This is a genomic window from Rhodococcus sp. ACPA4 (assembly GCF_002300185.1).
Lineage (GTDB): Bacteria > Actinomycetota > Actinomycetes > Mycobacteriales > Mycobacteriaceae > Rhodococcus_F > Rhodococcus_F globerula.
In genome coordinates this window covers 260,342-278,544 of sequence record NZ_NSDY01000001.1, presented here as the reverse complement: position 1 = coordinate 278,544, position 18,203 = coordinate 260,342, and the positions used below count along the sequence as shown (strand labels likewise).

Here is an 18,203-nt window from a genome sequence, read left to right as displayed (position 1 = left end):
AAGCCACGTTAAATCTGTGTTACATCAGCGGCACGAGTTACCCGAGTGATGCGTCACTCTCACATAGCCCCTGCATGCGGGCCTACAGGCGCTAACATGTCAGGCCGTCCTCCGGGACCTTCAGGTAGACGAGGTAGTTGACGACCGCGTCGTCGACGCACGGTTCGCCGTCCAGAACAACGGTGTGCTGTGTTCCCTCGAACGTGATGAGCGCGGCCCCGAGTTGCTTCGCGAGATCCACGCCGGCCTGATACGGAGTAGCCGGATCCTGCGTCGTCGACACGACGACCAGCGTCGGGAGGCCGGCATCGGCCAGAGCCTGCGGATCGAGCTCATGCGGACTGCCCGTCGCCGGGACCGGCCAGAACGCACACAGATCCAGCGGCGCCTGACCGGTGCCTCGGCCGTCGTCGAGGAACGGTGCGGCCTCGCGATACCGCGTGTCGGCCTCACCGGCTTCTGCCCGATCGGTTGTAGCCGGATCGTCGACGCACCGGATGGCATTGAACGCATCGTTGATATTGGAATACGTGCCGTCGTCATTTCGCCCCTCGTACTGGTCGGCCAAACTCAACAGCGCATCACCCCGGCCGTCCGCCAGGCCGGACAGCCCCATCCGCAACGTGGTCCACAACTGCTGTGAATACAGCGCCTGCTGCACACCGGTGATCGCGTCCCCGTAGCTGAGACCGCGCGGATCCGTGGTGTCGGCAGGGTTGTCGATCAGCGGTTCCAGCAACGCCTGCAATCTCTCGCGCGCCTGCGCCGGATCACTTCCGAGCGGGCAGTCCCGCTGCGACACGCAGTCGGCGACAAAGGCGTCGAACGCGACCTGGAAGCCCTCTCCTTGCAGTACAACTTCGTCGACGACGTCCTGATTCGGATCCAACGCGCCGTCGAGCACCATCGCCCGAACGTTCTGCGGGAAGGTTTCGGCGTAGGTCGAACCGATTCGCGTCCCGTACGAGAACCCGAGGAAGTTCAACTCGGAATCACCGAGCGCACCGCGGATCACGTCCATATCTCGCACCACTTCATACGTGCCGACGTGGGCGAGGAAGTCGGTTCCGGTGTTCGCCACGCACGCGGCGGCATAGTCCTTGCTGTCCTGCTCCGCGTCGGCAATCCCTTCGGGCGTCATGTCGATATCGACATCCGCGCGCTCGGCATCGAACTCCGCCGGCGTCAGGCAGCGCACCTGAGGCGTCGACGCACCCACGCCCCGCGGATCGAACCCGATCCGGTCGAAGCGCTCGGCGAGCTGTGTCCTGGAGCCCTGAGTTGCCATCGCCAGCCCCGATGCACCCGGTCCACCTGGGTTGATCAGCAGCGATCCGATTCGATCCCCCGTCGCTGCCGCTCGCGAGATGACAACCTGCGCCGTGTCTCCGGTCGGATTCGCGTAGTCGACGGGAACCGTCACCGCGGCGCAGTCGACCGAACTACTGAGCGGCGAATCACCTGGCGTGGCAAATCGTTCGCAGGAACCCCAGTCGAGGGTCTGCTCGTAGAACTTCTCCAACCCTGCCGGAACCGAAGCGGGTGCCGCGGACGTTGCAGACCCCGAAGAATCGGTGGAGGGATTGTCGCCGTCGGCAACAGTGCAACCGGCAACTAACAGGAGAGCAGCGACGCTTGCGGCACACACACCGGAGAGGCGAACTAACTTCGACATACCGTCGATGGTGCCAGGAAATAGCGGTTACCAGCCATTCGCTACTTCGGATGGCCGCTCGCCGATGTGACCCATCGCACCAGGTTTTGCTATTCGCACCGACGGTTTCCGGTGGCAGACTGATCGTGTCATCACCCACACCCGGGGACCCGACGGCAATCAACGCCTAAGGCCTCGAGGCACGAAAGGGACAACGATGTCCGAGACTCCTCTGTACGGTTCTGCAGCTGCTACCCCGGCTGCTCCTATGCGCAAGACCCGCGTCCATCACCTCGCCGAGATGAAGCAGAACGGCGAACGTTGGTCGATGCTCACGGCCTACGACTACTCGACGGCCCGAATCTTCGAAGAAGCCGGCATTCCGGTTCTCCTCGTCGGTGATTCCGCCGCCAATGTCGTATACGGCTACGACACGACGGTGCCGATCACCGTCGACGAACTTCTCCCGCTGGTTCGCGGTGTTGTTCGCGGCGCACCCCACGCACTGGTTGTTGCCGACCTCCCGTTCGGCACCTACGAAGCCTCCGCCGAACAGGCTCTGGCAACTGCCACCCGCTTCATGAAAGAGGGCCTCGCCCACGCCGTGAAGCTCGAGGGCGGCGAGCGGATGACCAAGCAGATTGCCGCTATCACTGCTGCCGGTATTCCCGTCATGGCGCACGTCGGCTTCACCCCGCAGAGCGTCAACTCGCTCGGCGGATTCCGCGTCCAGGGCCGCGGCGACGGTGCCGACCAACTTGTGGCCGACGCCATTGCCGTGCAGGAAGCCGGCGCTTTCTCGGTGGTCATGGAAATGGTTCCGGCCGACATCGCGGGCCAGGTCACACGCAAATTGACCATCCCCACCGTCGGCATCGGGGCGGGCAACGAATGCGACGCCCAGGTCCTCGTCTGGCAGGACATGGCCGGCTACACGAGCGGTAAGACAGCCAAGTTCGTCAAGCGTTTCGGTAACGTCGGTGACGAACTGCGCTCCGCGGCCGCAGCCTATGCATCAGAAGTTCGCACAGGCGCCTTCCCGGCCGTCGAGCACAGTTTCTGATCCGAGACCGGCGAACGCCGCCTGTCTCTCGAAAAGAAATTCAGGGGTGCGTTCATGATCGGTAACCGTCGTCATTTCACAGCTGCCGTTGTTGGTTCGGCTGCTCTCGTGACGGTTCTGAGCGGATGCGCGGGAGGGACCACAACCTCTCCCGCGCCCAGCTCGGCCACACCGACCACATCGGCCGCGGCAACCACGACCGCTGCCGCGGCGGGCACGTTCACCGAAGCGCAGGTGCAGCAGCTGTGCTCGGACATGGAAGCCGAACTGCAGAATTGGCGAACAGTCACCCCGACGCTCGGCAAGGGCGCGCTCAACCTCCTGGTCGGATCCTGGGCGAGCCAGAACGGCATCAATCTGATCGACCTTGCGGCGCATCGTGATCGCGTCGACACGGCGATGGCGGCCACGTGCCCGGAAATCCGGGATGGCGCGTTGTACGCGCTGGAGATCCCCGACCTCGCTTCGGGCATGGTCGGTTTCTGATGACCGAAACCGGTGAACTCCGCGAACTCTATCCCCCGATCGAGCCACACACGTCGGGCTTTCTCGACGTCGGCGACGGCCAACGCATGTACTGGGAGATCAGCGGAAACCCCGACGGCAAACCCGTCGTATTCCTGCACGGCGGCCCCGGCGGTGGGACACACCCGTCGCTGCGGCAGTTCTTCGATCCCGACGCATACCGGATCATCCTTCTCGACCAGCGCGGATGCGGTCGGTCGACGCCGCACGTCGCCGACGGCGCCGATCTGTCGGTCAACACCACCGACAAACTGCTGCACGACATCGAAGCCCTGCGTGAGCATCTCGGAATCGAGAAGTGGATGGTGTTCGGCGGGTCGTGGGGTTCGACTCTCGCACTCGCCTATGCCGAAACCTTCCCGACTCGGGTCACCGAACTCGTGCTGCGCGGGATATTCCTCCTGCGCCGAAGCGAAATCGATTGGTACTACAACGGCGGAGCGGGTCATATGTTCCCCGAACGTTGGGCCAAGTTCCTCGAACCGGTACCCGAGAACGAGCGCGGCGATGATCTGGTTGCGGTCTACCACCGCCTCCTGCATTCCGACGACGCGGATGTGGCAGAGCGCGCCGCTGTCGCCTGGTCCGCATGGGAGGGTTCGACAAGCTTCCTGATCCCGAAACCGGAGAAGGTCGAGGAGAATTCCGAAGTACGCTTTGCCCTGGCTTTCGCGCGGATCGAGAACCATTACTTCGTCAATGCCGGCTTCATCGACGAAGCTCAACTGCTGACCAAGAGTTCGGCCCTGCACGGCATTCCCGGAACAATCGTGCAAGGCCGCTACGACGTCGTCTGCCCCGCAACCAGCGCCTGGGACCTCCATAATGCCTGGCCGGAGTCGAAGCTCGTCATCGTCGACGACGCCGGCCATTCCGCGATGGAACCCGGCATCACCCATCACCTGCTCGAGGCAACAGACTCCTACCGGTAACTCGGCTCTATGCCGGGAAGCTGAACTCCACAGTTCGCTTAGCTGTGTCGACGGCGGTGAGTCGCACCTTCACCAGCTCACCGTCGTCGGGAGTGCCGACGCACTTGGCGATCACGGTCACCGACGGTATGAACACCTCGGCAGCGCGCTTGCCGTCCTTGGATCGCATCACCACAGCATCGAATACCTCGCCGACGCGGCCCTCGAGCAACGTCACCTCGGTCAGATCGATGCATGCGCGATCCACCTTGTTCGCGACGGAATCCGATCCGCTCATGATCGGCGGCAATTCAGGCAACGCGGTCCGCACCCAATCCGGTACGGGCGTACCAGCACTGATCGCCAGACATATCTCGGTACTGAATCGATCGGACAGCCGGCGCAGCGGAGCAGTCACGTGAGCGTAGGGCGCGCCGATGCCCGCATGCACTGTCAGATCGGGCAATTGGCCGTCGAACGCCGCATAGTCGGCGCCGCGCAGCAAAGACGGCGCTACCGACATCAAGGCCATCGTGGACGGCTCCTGCGCGTCGAGTCCGGCAAGAATCTGCCCCACCGTCTTGCCCGGCGGCCACGTAATACCCAGCGCAACCGCAGTTCTCCGCAACGTGTCCACTGCCGATTGCTCGGCCGGCGGCAACGTCCGCAACAATCCGACACCTGCGTCGATCATCATCCGGCCGGCGCACATCCCGGTCAACAGAGACACTTCGGCATTCCAGTCGTCGGCTTCCGTCCGCGGTTCCAACACAATTCGCCACCGACCGGATTGATCCGGTCCGGCCTCTTCCCGCACCACGGACTGCTCCGGCAACTTCAACTCGATGGCACCGCGGGCTACCGCCGAGTCACCGCGGAGACGGCCGAATTCCGGTAGCGCCGCGATCGACGGGTGCAAGGTACCGGCATCAGCGTCGGCCTGAACCGTCGAATAGTCCAGACGCGCCACGGATTTCACGAGGGCTCGGGTTACGGACCACGACGTCGGCTCGGCGTTGACGTCGAGTTCGATTCGCCAGAGTGCAGCCGGACGAACCACGTCCGGCAAGAGACTGGCCGAATCTTCCGACAACACACGCGGATGCAGGGGTACGGAACCGTCCGGGAGATAAAAGGTTTGGCCCCGTCCCCGGGTTTCGACGTCGAGCGCGGCGCCCGGAACCACCACCGCGGCAACGTCCGCGATGGCGTAGTGGACGACAAAGCCGTCTGCTGACTTCTCCAGATGCACTGCCTGATCGAGATCCATCGATCCGGGCGGATCGATGGTGACGAACTCGATGTGCGTAGCGTCCAGTCGGCCGTCCGCATGGCGATCTCGGGCATTCTCGGCCTCGACCATCGCCGCACTGCCGAACGCGTCGGGCAACGAAAACTCAGCCCGAATCGTCCCGAAGTCGATTCCCTGCACCGTTATTCGACCTAGGGGCACGCGTCCTCCACCTTCGATTCGGCGCATAAACCGAACTTAGTTGTTCCAGTCGTCGTCGGCCCGATCAGCGGCTTTGTTGCGTTCCGCGGCGATCTGCAGTGCATGCTCTGCCGACTCCCGATCAGGGTACGGCCCCATTCTCGTCAAAGATGAGGGACCCTTGCCTTGGGAGACAGAACCATCGGACACATCGAAGTACCAGAGTCGATCTTCATCAGTCATGAATACAGTGTGGCATTTCAGTGGGAGTCAGGCTTGTAGATCGCTGTGAGACTGCTATTCTTTCGACTTGGCCTGGCAGGTGAAAACCGGACAATCGAACGGTGAGTTCTGCTTGATCGCCCTCGACAAGCTACGAACAGAAATTGGAGCGCGCAATGTCCGCAATTCTTTACGATTACCTTCTCCCGCTCATGGGCCATGACGCGGCAACCTACTGGGCGACCCTGTTGGTCATCAAGCCCATCTGATAACCGCCACACGAACTACGACATACAACCCCCGTCGGCCATGCCGGCGGGGGTTGTATGCGCTTGCGAAGCCTTGAAAAAGTCAGGGCGAACGAGTTGGCGTATAAGCCGGATCCTGTCCTCGACACCGAAGTGACGAGTGGCGACCATCCATCTGGACACACCGTCGCCGGGTGCCTCACGCGGTTCACCCGCAAGCTCGGGCGAGCAGCCCTCGAACACTTGCGCAGCCGCACCGCACGCGATGCGACCTTCAACCTTGCTCCGGGCGGGGTTTACCTAGCCACCCCGGTCACCCGGGGTGCTGGTGCGCTCTTACCGCACCGTTTCACCCTTACCTGCCCCGAAAGGCAGGCGGTCTGTTTTCTGTGGCACTGTCCCGCGAGTTGCCTCGGGTTGCCGTTAACAACCGCCCTGCTCTGTGGAGTCCGGACTTTCCTCGACTCGGGGCCTGTGCGCAGTACGCGCTGGTTCCCTGATCCGCGGCCGCCCGGCCAACTCGTCCGCCCCAGTAGGTTACCGGGTGGCTGTCGGTGACCCGAACTATGGTCGCTGTATGACTCGGTACGTGGCCCTGCTACGCGGCATCAATGTCGGCGGTATCAACATCAAGATGGTGGACCTTGCGCGCGTCTTCACAGAACTCGGATTCGAGCGTGTGAAAACGGTCCTGGCGTCAGGCAATGTCCTCTTCGACAGCACCAGTGCCGATGTGCCCGCGCTGAAGAAAGCCATCGAAACCGCCCTCAACCGCGAATTCGGGTACGAAGCCTGGGTCTTCGTGCTCGACACCGCAGCGCTGCAGGCCATTGTCGACGGATATCCCTTCGACCCCGGCCGCGAAGGGTGGCACGCATACGCGATGATCGCGTCAGAGCCGTCGGTGCTCGCAGAGCTCGCCGAATCGGCCGCGGGACTCGACCCGGCAGTCGAACAGGTAGCACCGGGTGACGGCGTTTTGTACTGGGAGGTCGAGAAAGGCATGACCGTCAAGAGCGCCTTCGGCAAGAACACCGGTAAACCGAAATTCAAGGCGTACACCACCACCCGCAATCTGAACACGCTCCACAAACTTCTGAAGTGAGTCTGCTTCCGATCATTCTGGTCGGCGTTGTGCTCGTGTTCGCGATCGTTCGCCCACGCGGGCTGCCCGAGATCGTGGTAGCCGGCCCCGCCGCGATTGCCGTGGTTCTCGCCGGCGCGGTCACTGTCGGTGAAGCCCGCGATGAAGTGACAGCAATGGCACCGACCGTCGTGTTCTTGGTTGCGGTGCTGATCCTCGCTCATGCCGCCGACGCTCTCGGTGTCTTTCACTGGGTGAGTCAGGTACTGCGGCAAGGCTCGCGCCGCGATCCGCGCCGCCTGCTCACCTACGTCTTCGGCGCAGCGGCCCTGACAACCGCGGTACTGAGCCTCGATGCAACGGTCGTGCTGCTCACGCCGGCCGTGATCGTTGCCGCCCGATCCATCAACGCCAGCCCACAACCGAACTCGTATGCCGCTGCGCACCTCTCGAATTCGGCGTCTACCCTGCTGCCCGTCTCCAATCTGACCAATCTCATTGCGTTTTCGGCAACTGGACTGACCTTCCTGCACTTCACCGCCCTGATGGCGCTGCCGTGGATCGTGACGATCGTGATCGAGTACGTGATCTTTCGATGGTTCTTCCGATCGGAGCTGCGCGCGGACACAACCGACGGACCGGTTCCGGAAATCCGTCACTCCCCCGCACCCGTGCTGCCGTTGTCGATCATCGGCGCAACGCTGTTCGGCTTTGCCGCTTCGGGATTCGTCGGCATCGAACCGGCGTGGGTGGCCGTCGCCGGCGCGGCAGTGCTGTCTGCGATCGCTCTCCGTCGCCGCAGAACCGACCTGAAGCGCATCGTGTACGCGGCTGATCTGTGGTTCTGCGCATTTGTGCTGGTGCTCGGCGTTGTGGTGGCAGGCGTCGCACACGGTCCCGTCGGGGACGCTGTTGCACGGATACTGCCGTCGGATACCGGCTATGTCTCGCTGCTCGTGGTGGCAGCGGTCGCGGCGATCGCGTCGAACCTCGTGAACAACCTGCCGGCCACCTTGCTGATGATCGCGGCCCTTGGCCCCTCGGCCCCGACCGGCCTGGTACTGGCCATGCTGATCGGGGTGAACCTCGGCCCTAATCTGACCTACGTCGGCTCACTCGCAACAATGCTGTGGCGGCGAGTGGCCACCAGCGTGGACGCTGCGCCCACGCTGGCAACCTTCACACTGCTCGGTCTAGCTACGACGCCACTGACCCTTCTCGGGGCAGTCAGCGCGCTCTGGCTTGTTCTGTAGTCAGCGCAGGTGCGACGTGTCGTTCACGAGTCGCACCGATGCTCCACCGTCGGGGTAGAACTCGGCGATGCTCAGCGACGCCAAATCCAGGTGCAGGCGGTACAGCAACGACGGACCAGCGTCGAGCGCCAATTGCACCAGGGTCTTGATCGGTGTCACATGAGAGACGACGAGCAGTGTCGACCCACCGTACGTTGCGATCAGATCGTCACGCGCGGCAATAACGCGCTCCCGAACCTCGTCGAAGCTCTCACCGCCGGGCGGCTTCACGGACGTGTCGGACAACCATGCCGTGTGCAGTTCCGGATCACGCTGCGCCGCTTCACGAAACGTGAGCCCGTCCCAGTCACCGAAATCGGTTTCGATCAGACCTTTGTGCTCGATCACCGGCAGGCCGAGAACTCGCGCCGACTCTTCAGCTGTCTCGCGCGTGCGGCCGAGTGGAGACGAGACAATGGCGTCGATACCACCGCGACTGCCGAAACGTGCTGCTGCGCCGGCGGCCTGAGCGCGCCCCAGTGCCGTGAGGATCGGATTACCCCGGCCCGAATAACGGCGATCGACCGACATCGCTGTCTGACCGTGACGCAGCAACAACATCCGCGTCGGCTTGCCCACGCTGGCCGTCCACCCAGGCGAACCGGCGATCTGCGGTTCGGACGAGGTCTCGGCGGGCGCAGTTCTCGGTGTGGACACCGGGACGGGTTCGCTTGCGGTCTCGATACCTGCAGAGTCAAGGCCGGCAGTTTCCATTCCGGCTGCCGCGTCCATCGCCTCGTTTGCCAGCCGATCCGCATGCGAATTCTCCGCGCGGGGAATCCAGGTGTACGTCACGCTCGCGAACTGCGCCGCCACCTCTGCGGCCTTGCGCTGGAGCGGAATCATGTCCGGGTGCTTGACCTTCCAGCGACCGGACATCTGCTCGACAACCAGTTTGGAATCCATCCGGACATCAACATCGGAGGCGCCGAGTTCACCGGCAGCGGTCAATCCCGCAATGAGCCCGCGATACTCCGCAACATTGTTGGTGGCAGTGCCGATGCTTTCCTTGCGTTCGGCCAGCACCGTGCGAGAGCTGTCGAACACGACAGCGCCGTACCCCGCCGGACCTGGGTTTCCCCGCGATCCACCGTCGGCCTCGACGATGACTCGTGACAAACTCACAGACCGGACTCCTTGGTACGCACCATGATTGCGCCGCACTCGGGGCAACGGACAACAACGTCGGATGCCGTGCCGGCAATGCGCGAGATCTCACCGCGGTCGATTTCGATCCGGCAGGCACCACAGCGGCGAGCCTGTAGCAGGGCTGCGCCCGGTCCCCCGAGGGTGCGCTGCTTTTCGTAGACTGCCAGGAAATCGGCGGGGAACTCGCCGACCAGACGCTCACGGTCCGCGACGCAGCGCTCCTGCGCCTTGTTCAGATCGGCCATAGCGTCGTCGCGACGACGCTTGGCGTCGATCAGTTCCTCTTCTGCCTGCGACAGCTGCGCGCCGGCGTGATCGTAATCTGCCTGCAGCGCCTCACGCTGTTCCATGACCTCGAGCAACTCGTCTTCGAGAAGCCCCTGCCTACGCACAAGGCTGCCGAGTTCGTGTTCGAGTTCGGTGAGCTGCTTGGCTGCTACGTTGCCGCTCTGCAAGAGAGTGCGGTCTTTGTCTTCGCGCTGACGGACAGCGTCGATCTCACCTTCGAGCTTGCGGATATCGCGATCGATGTCGTCGATCTGGATTTCGACGCCGACGGACGCGTCCTTGCGGCTGATGCGCTCAGCCTCGAGACGGTCCACTTCCTGCTGCTCGGGAAGCGCACCGCGTCGATGTGCGATCCGGGTGAGCTCCGCATCCACGCCGGCGAGGTCGAGAAGCTTGGCTTGCACCTGTGGTTGGACGTTCACGCTGTGTAACTCCTGCTGTATGTCCGGTGACGGGTCTGCTGTTGAAATGTTCGTGCAACCGTACCTTGATCGGTGGCCACCTACGACGCACTCAGGCACCACGGATCGGTGCGGATGGTGCTGACTCGACTGTGCCACTCGGGAACGGACCCGAATGCGGCGTCGACCACCGACTTCGCCTGGGCACACCACGGATATTCACTGGCCCAATGTGCAACGTCGACGAGCGCCGGTCCACCGGCCCGCAGATGCTCGTCCGCCGGATGATGCCGCAGGTCGGACGTCACGTACGCGTCGACGCCCAGCGCGGACACCACACCGAGATACGAATCGCCGGAACCGCCGCAGACCGCGACGGTACGCACCATCGCGTCGGGGTCGCCGGCCGCGCGAACGCCCCATTCCGTCGACGGCAGTGCTCCTGCGACTCGCGCCGTGAACTCACGCAGCGTTTCGGCGTGCGGAAGCTCACCGATGCGGCCGAGGCCCCGAGAACTCGGGAAGGTGGCCAGCTCGAACACGTCGAAGGCCGGTTCTTCGTAGGGGTGTGCGGTGCGCAGAGCGTCGAGTACCGCCGCGCGTTTGGTGCGCGGCGCGATGACCTCGATCCGATCTTCCGAGACCTGCTCGAGCGCGCCGACGCTTCCGATTGCGGGAGTTGCCTTGTCGCCGGGAAGGAATTGCCCGGTGCCCGTGACCGTCCAGCTGCACTCGCTGTAGTCGCCGATGCGGCCGGCGCCCGCCTCGAAGAGTGCGCCCTGCACTGCGTCGGTGCGGTCGATCGGCACCATGACCACCCACTTGTCCAGGAGCGGTGAAGGCTTCGGCTCGATCGGGCGCAGCACTGTCAGACCCAAGGCGTCCGCCAAAGCGTCGGAGACGCCGGGATCGGCCGAATCGGCGTTGGTGTGCGCCGAGAACAAGGCACACCCCGCTTTGATCAGCTTGTGTACCAAGGCGCCCTTCGGCGTGTGCGCGCCGACCGTGTCCACTCCGCGCAGCAACAACGGATGGTGCACAACCAGCAGGTCCGCACCGGAGGCAATTGCGTCGTCGACCACGGATTCGGTGGGATCCACGGCAAAAACGACGCGGCTCACCGAATCGGCCGGGTCACCGCACACCAATCCGACGGAGTCCCACGACTCGGCCAATGCCGGTGGGTACGCGGCCTCGAGTACAGCTATGACGTCGGCGAGGGTTGTGCTCACAAGATCTCCTTCATCGCGTCGATCAGGATCGACACCTGATGCGGCGGGCGGACTGCCAACCGCAGATGATTCGGGCCGAGTCCGGGGAACGTATCGCACCGTCGAACAGCGATGCCGCGCTCGCGCAGATGCAGACGCATCGCTTCGCCATCGGCAAGTTCGAGAAGGACAAAGGGTGCCGACGCAGGCTCGTGGACCGAAATACCGTTGGCCGAAAAGCTGAGGGCGCGAAGCTCGCGGCACAACGACTCGCGATCACGGGCAATTGCCGCTGCCTTCTCTTGCGACTGCGCCACCGCCGACGGTTCACAACAGGCCCTGATCGCTTCGATCTGCAAACTTCCGAGGGGCCAATGTGCCCGGCCTTCGGTGAGCCGCGTCAGCACGTCGGGTGCTCCGAGAGCGTAGCCGCATCGCAATCCCGCCAGCGCCCATGTCTTTGTCAGACTGCGCAGCACCAGCACGTCCGGCAGAGACTGATCAGCGACACTCTCGGTTTCACCTGGCACCGCGTCGCCGAAGGCCTCGTCCACGACCAGAATTCGGCCCGGTCGACGCAGTGCAAGCACATCGTCTTTCGGATGCAACACCGACGTCGGATTGGTGGGGTTACCCAGAACCACCAGATCTGCCGATTCGGGGACGGCTGCGTCACGCAACAGATACGGCGGTTCCAGGATCACCTGCGTCACGGGTACACCGGCTTCCCGCAGAGCCAATTCCGGTTCCGTGAACGAGGGATGGATCAACGCAGCCGATGTCGAGCCGAGCCGGGGCAGCATCGCAAATCCCTCGGCCCCACCGGAGAGCAACAACACCTCGTCGAGCCGTCGGCCATGGCGCGCAGCGACGGTTTCCCTGGCCCGCAGTTCCGCGGCCGCAGACGGGTACGCACCGAGGCTCGACAACTCCTGAGCCAGGCGCTCCCGCAGCCACTCCGGTGGCCCGTCGCCTTGAACGTTGACGGCAAAATCGAGAAGGCCCGGCTGCGCGTCGACGTCCCCGTGGTGACGCAAACTGTCCAGGTTGTCCGCTGCGATACTCACGGTGACGAGACTACGGGTGCGGACAGGGCTCCCCACGTGCGGGATAATGACCTTCTGTGAGCTCACTTCCCCTCGATAGTTTTCCCGTTGTCCTCTTCGACCTCGACGGAACCATCACCGATTCGGCCCCCGGAATCCACCGCGGGTTCCGTCATGCGCTGGCTACCGTCGGCCGGCCCGAACCCACCGAAGAGATGCTCGCCGCAGTCATCGGCCCGCCCATGATCGACACGTTCCGCTCAATGGATATGCCCGCCGACGAGGTCGAGGCGGCGATCGGCGCGTACATCGAGCGCTACGACGCCGTCGGCTGGAGTGAAAACTCGGTCTTCGACGGTATGGACGATGTACTCGCCCGGGCCAGCGCGCACGGCACCCGCTTGGCGGTCGCGACGTCGAAGTCGGAACGGTTTGCGATTCGTATCCTCGAGCACTTCGGCCTCGCCCACTATTTCGAGTTCATCGGCGGCGCCAGCGACGACGGTTCCCGGCGGGCCAAGCCGGATGTCATCGCGCATTCGTTGACCGAACTCGGGCTGACCCCGGTGAGCGCAACCGACGGCGGCACCGCGGATGTGATCATGGTGGGCGATCGCGATCACGACGTTCTGGGAGCAGCCAAGTTCGGAATTCCCGCGCTGTTCGTCGAATGGGGTTACGGTCACGCATCCGAAGCGGACGGCGCCCGTCACTCGGTTGCGTCGACCACCGAACTGGGAGGACTACTCGATGGCCGGTACTGAGTCAGTACTGCAGTGACGTTTGTCTGCACCGGCAATATCTGCCGGTCGCCGATGGCAGAGAAAATCCTGCTCGGCCATCTGCAACGCGAAGGTCTCGACGATCAGGTTCGGGTGACCAGCGCCGGTATCGACGGCTGGCACAGCGGCGAGGAAGCCGACTCACGAACCAACAAGATTCTCCTCGCGGCCAACTACCCGACCGGCCACAGCGCAGCTCAGGTCAACGACGACCACCTGTCGGCGGACCTCGTCGTACCCCTCGACACCGGCCACGATCGTGAGCTCGCTCACCTTGGCGTTCCGACGGAACGACGTCGGCTGCTGCGTTCCTTCGACCCCGATGCCGACGGGGACTCGGTGCCGGACCCCTACTACGGTGACTTCTCCGATTTCGAACTGGTCCAGGATCAGATCGAAGCGGCAATTCCGGACATCCTGGTCTGGATCCGCGAACGACTGTAGGACGCGGAGCTGAATTCACTCAGTTCGGAAGAACGGATACCGTAGTAGTCGTGCGGAGACTCAAATTCTTGTTGCGGCCCGGTTGGTTGGTACTGGCAGCTGTGGTCGGCATCTTCGCCTACATGTGCTTCACCGTGCTGGCGCCATGGCAGCTCGGAAAGAACACGTCCACCGAGTACCGCAACGATCTGATCTCCAATTCCATCAACGCGGAGACAGTGCCCATCGGCAATGTCATCGCCGACGGCACCATCGCGCCGGCCGACGAGTGGCGAAACATCACAGCCACCGGGTCCTATGTCCCCGATGCCGACATCCTCGTCCGCCTTCAGTCCGTCGAGGGTGCACCGGCCTACGAGGTCTTGACTCCGTTCGCCCTCGACGACGGCCGAACCATCCTCGTCAATCGCGGCTTCGTGCGGCCGATCACGGGTGCGGAAGCGCCTCCGATTGCCGCGCCGCCCACCGATCCCGTCACCTTGAACGGCCGGGTTCGCTTGTCGGAGGGCACGGCCCCCGGCCGAGTTCCGATGTTCGAAGACGGCGCTAAGCAGGTCTACTCCATCGACGCGGGCCCGATCGGCGAATTCATCGGCACCGATCTTGTCAACGCGTACATCCAGCTCGAGCCCGACCAGCCAGGCGGACTCGGCACCATTGCGCTCCCCCAACTCGACGCCGGCCCGTATCTCTCGTACGGATTCCAGTGGCTCGCATTCGGCATCATGGCACCACTCGGACTGGCGTACTTCATCCGTGCGGAATGGCGGGAGCGACGCAAGGAGAAGGAAGAGTCCGCCGATACAGCTGGCGACGACTCGACTCCAGCGCCGACTCCGACCCCGGCACGCACTATCGGGCGTCGCAAAAAGCCGGAGCCCGAGTCAGTTCCGCGAACGGCGAAGGAAGTCAAACTTGCCGACCGCTACGGCAACAGCCGCTGACGTTATCGCGGCTCCGATCTGAACTATCGAGGACAGCCTCGACGCCCGGCGCAAATCCGTCGGCGTCGGGGCTTGTCCGTTTCCGAGCACTGGACGCATTTCGACGCCGTAGGAGTACTGCGTGCGTCCTCCGAGCGAGATACCCAATGCTCCCGCAGCGGTGGCCTCGGCCACGCCCGCATTGGGACTCGGATGCGCCGACGCGTCACGACGCCACGCGGACAGAGACTCGCGCGGCGAACCGCCGACCAACGGTGCCGATGCGGCGGTGATCACACCGGTCAATCGGGCGGGCACAAGATTGACCAGATCGTCGAACCTGGCTGCGGCCCATCCGAAGTTGCGGTACTTCTCGGAGCGGTAGCCGATCATCGCGTCCAATGTGTTTGCGGCGCGGTAGACGAACAAGCCCGGGATACCGAGCACGGCACCCCACAGCAGCGCGCCCACTGTCGCGTCGGACGTGTTCTCGGCCACCGATTCCAGAGCCGCTCGGGTGAGGCCCTCCTCGTCCAGGACCGATGGATCGCGTCCGCACAGTGACGGGAGTAGGTCGCGCGCAGCGGTAAGGTCCCCACTTCGCCTGGATTCCTCGAGCCGCACGGCCATGTCGTGTCCGGTGCGCGCGAGCGACGTCCCGCCGAGCACCGCCCACGTGGCCGCGGCCATGACACCGGCGTGTGCGAGCCACCCGCCGCGTCGAGCAACGCTTTCGGAGACCAGTCCGAGTGCCCCCACTCCGGTCAACAACACCGTTACGTGCACGGTGCCCGCAACCTTGCTGTCGGAGTAGGAAACCCGCTGCAGAGCAATCGCACTCGTACCGAAACCGGCGACGGGATGAAACCTTGCGGGGTCGGCAAAGTAGCGGTCGGCCGCAAAGCCGAGGAGCAGGCCGGCGGCGCGAGCAGTGACAGGGTGACGGTTCTTGGACGCGTTGAGCACAGAACAGTTCTACCCGCGCCCGCTGCCGTCAGGTTCAGACGGCCTGGAACCGCATGGTTTCCGCGGTCAGTCCCGGACCGAAAGCCATCGCACAACCGGCCTTTCCACTGTGCTCGCCGTTCTTGTTCTGCTCCATCATCTCTGCCAGCACGAAGAGCACGGTGGCCGAGGACATGTTTCCGTAGTCGTTGAGGATCTTTCGTGATGCGGCCAGATCGGTCGGCGCCAACTCCAAAGACGTTTCGACGGCATCGAGTACGGACCGACCGCCGGGGTGCACAGCCCACAAGCCGATGTCACTCTTGTCCGCACCGGCAAGAATCAGCTTCATGCTTTCATCGTCCAAAGCGCGCGACAGGGTCCCGGGAACCTTGCCGGACAACACCATGTCGAAGCCGAGCTCACCGATTCTCCACGTGATCAGTTCCGCGGAATCGGGAACCATCACTGCCTGGAAGGAATTCATCGCCAGCCCTTCGGACTCGGCGGAGATCAGGACGGCGGCACAACCGTCGCCGAACACGAGGAACGAGAGCATCGTCTCGAGATCCTCGGACTTCTGCAGATGCAGCGAGCAGAGTTCCGTGCTGACCACGAGGACCCGCGCATTGGGCTCCGAACGAACGATGTGATGCGCCAGCTTGAGTCCGTTGATGCCGGCGAAGCAGCCCATGAACCCGATCTGCGTGCGCTCGACGGACGGGCTGATCCCACACTGTTTGATGATCTCGAAGTCGATTCCGGGAGAATAGAATCCGGTACACGTGATGACGATCAGGTGGGTGACCTCGGAGGCACGGTCACCGAGATTCAGACCGTTCACGGCGCGCACGGCCAGTGCCGGTGCGGTGCGTTCGAACTCGATCATGCGCGTTTCGGTGTTGATTCCGTTGGGGTCGCCGCTGTAAAAGTCGTCAACCGAGCTGATTCCGGAGTATCGGTGCGAAATCTGCGCCCGATCGGCCATACGGCGGAACAGCAACTGCTTGCGCCGAAGAGTGAAGGAATTGTCTGCGAACTCCACGAAGGCATCGTGTATGTCATGCTCTGGCACAACCGTCGAGATCTTGTTGATGTAGGCGGTAGTCATGTCGAGCCTCCGAGGCACTTGGTTGAAGCTTCTACAGTGTGCAGAATTCAGATGAAATCACATCGGAGAACAAAACGGGGACCTACGTCGTTTGGCGGACTGTCCAGTCTCACAATGCATCCGAGACCGATACACAGAAACAAGGAGACCGGTGAGTTCGATACTGCTCTGCAGCGCACCGCTGACAGGCCACGTTGTTCCGATGCTCGCTGTCGGAAAAGCTCTGATCGAAACGGGTCACTCCGTATCGATACTGACCGGCGACAAGTTCGCGCGGCGCGCCGACTCAGCGGGAATCACACACATCCCCCTTCCCCCCGAATGCGATTTCGACGAGCACAACATGGAAGCCGCGTTCCCAGGACGGTCACGTCGGCCCGGACCACTTCGTTCCCGATTCGACCTCGAGAGAATCTTTGTCGCATCGATGTCCGCGCAGTACAGGGCAGTTGAGCGCATCATCGAATCCACATCCGTCGATGCCGTCGCCGCCGAGAATTTGTTCATGGGATTGATCCCGCTGCTGAGCGGATCACCCGCTTCCCGACCGCGTGTATTCGCGATCTGCACATCACCTCTCATGTGCACGAGCATCGATACCGCACCGTTCGGACCGGGGTTTCCACCGTCGTCGACCCGCGCCGGACGCATCCGCAACCAGGCGCTCAACAGCGCTTTCGAGTACGGAATTCTGCGCGCCGCACAGTCGTCCGCCGACCGCCAACACCAACAACTGACCGGCACACCGATCCCGGATTTTGTTCTGAACTGGCCCATACTCGCCGATGAAACATTTGTGCTGACCACCGAATCGTTCGAGTATCCGCGCAGCGATCGCGACCACCGATTGACGTTCAGCGGCCCGATCCTCTCGACATCGAGCAGCGATTTCACGCCACCCACATGGTGGAACGACCTCGACGGAGACCGACCAGTGGTGCTCGTCACACAAGGGACCCTCGACAACGGTGACCTGAATCGATTGATGGAACCCACAATTCGCGGCCTGGCCGATCAGGACGTACTTGTGGTCGCCACTACGGGGGGCCGCCCGATCTCCGACGTGTCGGCCACCGCCGAGAACCTCCGCGTCGCGGAGTTCCTCCCCTACGATCAACTTCTTCCCAAGGTCGATGTCATGGTCACCAACGGAGGCTGGGGCGGCGTGCACTACGCCCTCGCACACGGCGTCCCCTTGGTCGTTGCCGGAACCACCGAGGACAAAGCCGAAATCTGCCGCCGGGTGGAAATCTCCGGCACCGGCATCAACTTGCGACGCGGCACCCCACGTGCGCGTTCCATCGCCACCGCCGTCCGACGTGTCCTCGACGACAAAGCGTTCCGCACACGCGCTCAGGAATTGCAACGAGACCTCTCCGAGCTATCAGCCAGCGCAACCATCGCGGCAACCATTGCGGGGGCGTCCGAAAACGTAACTCCCCCATCTGGTTCACAATTGCACTAATCTTCGC

At 63.3% G+C, this 18,203-nt stretch carries 18 protein-coding genes and 1 other RNA gene; 9 read left to right on the top strand and 10 right to left on the bottom strand.

Going from position 1 to position 18,203, the window contains the following annotated elements:
- Nucleotides 1-91: 91 nt before the first annotated feature.
- Complete coding sequence (locus CJ178_RS01290; protein ID WP_095885949.1) at nucleotides 92-1,675, bottom strand: alpha/beta hydrolase; 1,584 nt, start codon at nucleotides 1,673-1,675, stop codon at nucleotides 92-94.
- Nucleotides 1,676-1,871: 196 nt separating this feature from the next.
- On the opposite strand from CJ178_RS01290, the gene panB reads away from it, so the two are divergent.
- Genes panB through pip form a run of 3 tightly spaced genes read left to right on the top strand, consistent with a single transcriptional unit; the run spans nucleotide 1,872 to nucleotide 4,174 of the window.
- Nucleotides 1,872-2,717: a 3-methyl-2-oxobutanoate hydroxymethyltransferase gene (gene panB, locus CJ178_RS01285; protein ID WP_033233144.1), complete on the top strand. Its 846-nt coding sequence runs from the start codon at nucleotides 1,872-1,874 to the stop codon at nucleotides 2,715-2,717.
- 54 nt (nucleotides 2,718-2,771) lie between these two features.
- Nucleotides 2,772-3,203 (top strand): lipoprotein, encoded by a 432-nt coding sequence (locus tag CJ178_RS01280; protein ID WP_033233135.1) that lies wholly within the window; start codon nucleotides 2,772-2,774, stop codon nucleotides 3,201-3,203.
- Nucleotides 3,203-4,174: a prolyl aminopeptidase gene (pip, locus tag CJ178_RS01275; protein WP_045067144.1), complete on the top strand. Its 972-nt coding sequence runs from the start codon at nucleotides 3,203-3,205 to the stop codon at nucleotides 4,172-4,174. Before CJ178_RS01280 ends, pip begins: the two co-directional genes overlap by 1 nt.
- Before the next feature lie 7 nt (nucleotides 4,175-4,181).
- Here the strand turns inward: pip and CJ178_RS01270 are convergent, their stop codons facing one another.
- The 3 genes from CJ178_RS01270 to rnpB all read right to left on the bottom strand — a co-directional run bounded on the left by CJ178_RS01270 (nucleotide 4,182) and on the right by rnpB (nucleotide 6,578).
- Nucleotides 4,182-5,633, bottom strand: coding sequence for an RNB domain-containing ribonuclease (locus CJ178_RS01270; RefSeq protein ID WP_095885948.1), 1,452 nt, complete (start codon nucleotides 5,631-5,633; stop codon nucleotides 4,182-4,184).
- 9 nt (nucleotides 5,634-5,642) lie between these two features.
- Nucleotides 5,643-5,828, bottom strand: a complete 186-nt coding sequence (locus CJ178_RS01265; protein ID WP_033233133.1) for a hypothetical protein — start codon at nucleotides 5,826-5,828, stop codon at nucleotides 5,643-5,645.
- 336 nt (nucleotides 5,829-6,164) lie between these two features.
- Nucleotides 6,165-6,578, bottom strand: an RNA gene (rnpB, locus tag CJ178_RS01260) — RNase P RNA component class A.
- A 54-nt stretch (nucleotides 6,579-6,632) separates the two neighbouring features.
- Here rnpB and CJ178_RS01255 point away from each other — a divergent pair.
- Nucleotides 6,633-7,160 carry a DUF1697 domain-containing protein gene (locus CJ178_RS01255; protein ID WP_095885947.1) on the top strand — a complete coding sequence of 176 codons (528 nt, stop codon included), beginning with the start codon at nucleotides 6,633-6,635 and terminating at the stop codon, nucleotides 7,158-7,160.
- Nucleotides 7,157-8,392 carry an SLC13 family permease gene (locus tag CJ178_RS01250; protein ID WP_045067140.1) on the top strand — a complete coding sequence of 412 codons (1,236 nt, stop codon included), beginning with the start codon at nucleotides 7,157-7,159 and terminating at the stop codon, nucleotides 8,390-8,392. The genes CJ178_RS01255 and CJ178_RS01250 overlap by 4 nt, the downstream gene beginning before the upstream one ends.
- On the opposite strand, the gene CJ178_RS01245 is transcribed toward CJ178_RS01250, so the two are convergent.
- The 4 genes from CJ178_RS01245 to cobC form a co-directional block, all read right to left on the bottom strand.
- The gene (locus tag CJ178_RS01245) at nucleotides 8,393-9,556 is read right to left on the bottom strand and encodes a bifunctional RNase H/acid phosphatase (protein WP_033233129.1); all 1,164 of its coding nucleotides are present in this window, start codon (nucleotides 9,554-9,556) and stop codon (nucleotides 8,393-8,395) included.
- Nucleotides 9,553-10,290: a zinc ribbon domain-containing protein gene (locus CJ178_RS01240; RefSeq protein ID WP_095885946.1), complete on the bottom strand. Its 738-nt coding sequence runs from the start codon at nucleotides 10,288-10,290 to the stop codon at nucleotides 9,553-9,555. The genes CJ178_RS01245 and CJ178_RS01240 overlap by 4 nt, the downstream gene beginning before the upstream one ends.
- Nucleotides 10,291-10,370: 80 nt before the next feature.
- Nucleotides 10,371-11,501 (bottom strand): Nif3-like dinuclear metal center hexameric protein, encoded by a 1,131-nt coding sequence (locus CJ178_RS01235; protein ID WP_095885945.1) that lies wholly within the window; start codon nucleotides 11,499-11,501, stop codon nucleotides 10,371-10,373.
- Nucleotides 11,498-12,547: an Rv2231c family pyridoxal phosphate-dependent protein CobC gene (gene cobC, locus CJ178_RS01230; protein WP_095885944.1), complete on the bottom strand. Its 1,050-nt coding sequence runs from the start codon at nucleotides 12,545-12,547 to the stop codon at nucleotides 11,498-11,500. The genes CJ178_RS01235 and cobC overlap by 4 nt, the downstream gene beginning before the upstream one ends.
- A gap of 56 nt (nucleotides 12,548-12,603) precedes the next feature.
- Between cobC and CJ178_RS01225 the strand changes: the two genes are divergently transcribed.
- Genes CJ178_RS01225 through CJ178_RS01215 form a run of 3 tightly spaced genes read left to right on the top strand, consistent with a single transcriptional unit; the run spans nucleotide 12,604 to nucleotide 14,696 of the window.
- Nucleotides 12,604-13,290: an HAD-IA family hydrolase gene (locus CJ178_RS01225; protein WP_095885943.1), complete on the top strand. Its 687-nt coding sequence runs from the start codon at nucleotides 12,604-12,606 to the stop codon at nucleotides 13,288-13,290.
- 12 nt (nucleotides 13,291-13,302) lie between these two features.
- Entirely contained in the window at nucleotides 13,303-13,752 is a 450-nt protein-coding gene (locus CJ178_RS01220) for a low molecular weight protein-tyrosine-phosphatase (protein ID WP_095885942.1), read from the top strand.
- Between the two features lie 50 nt (nucleotides 13,753-13,802).
- The gene (locus CJ178_RS01215; RefSeq protein ID WP_095885941.1) at nucleotides 13,803-14,696 is read left to right on the top strand and encodes an SURF1 family cytochrome oxidase biogenesis protein; all 894 of its coding nucleotides are present in this window, start codon (nucleotides 13,803-13,805) and stop codon (nucleotides 14,694-14,696) included.
- Here the strand turns inward: CJ178_RS01215 and CJ178_RS01210 are convergent.
- Together CJ178_RS01210 and CJ178_RS01205 are read right to left on the bottom strand one after the other, a co-directional pair.
- Nucleotides 14,637-15,641, bottom strand: a complete 1,005-nt coding sequence (locus CJ178_RS01210; RefSeq protein ID WP_095885940.1) for a cobalamin biosynthesis protein — start codon at nucleotides 15,639-15,641, stop codon at nucleotides 14,637-14,639. The genes CJ178_RS01215 and CJ178_RS01210 overlap by 60 nt on opposite strands.
- A 34-nt stretch (nucleotides 15,642-15,675) precedes the next feature.
- Nucleotides 15,676-16,731, bottom strand: coding sequence for a type III polyketide synthase (locus CJ178_RS01205; protein ID WP_033233112.1), 1,056 nt, complete (start codon nucleotides 16,729-16,731; stop codon nucleotides 15,676-15,678).
- Nucleotides 16,732-16,882: 151 nt separating this feature from the next.
- Here CJ178_RS01205 and CJ178_RS01200 point away from each other — a divergent pair, with 151 nt between their 5' ends.
- Nucleotides 16,883-18,196, top strand: coding sequence for a glycosyltransferase (locus CJ178_RS01200; protein ID WP_095885939.1), 1,314 nt, complete (start codon nucleotides 16,883-16,885; stop codon nucleotides 18,194-18,196).
- Nucleotides 18,197-18,203: the final 7 nt, after the last annotated feature.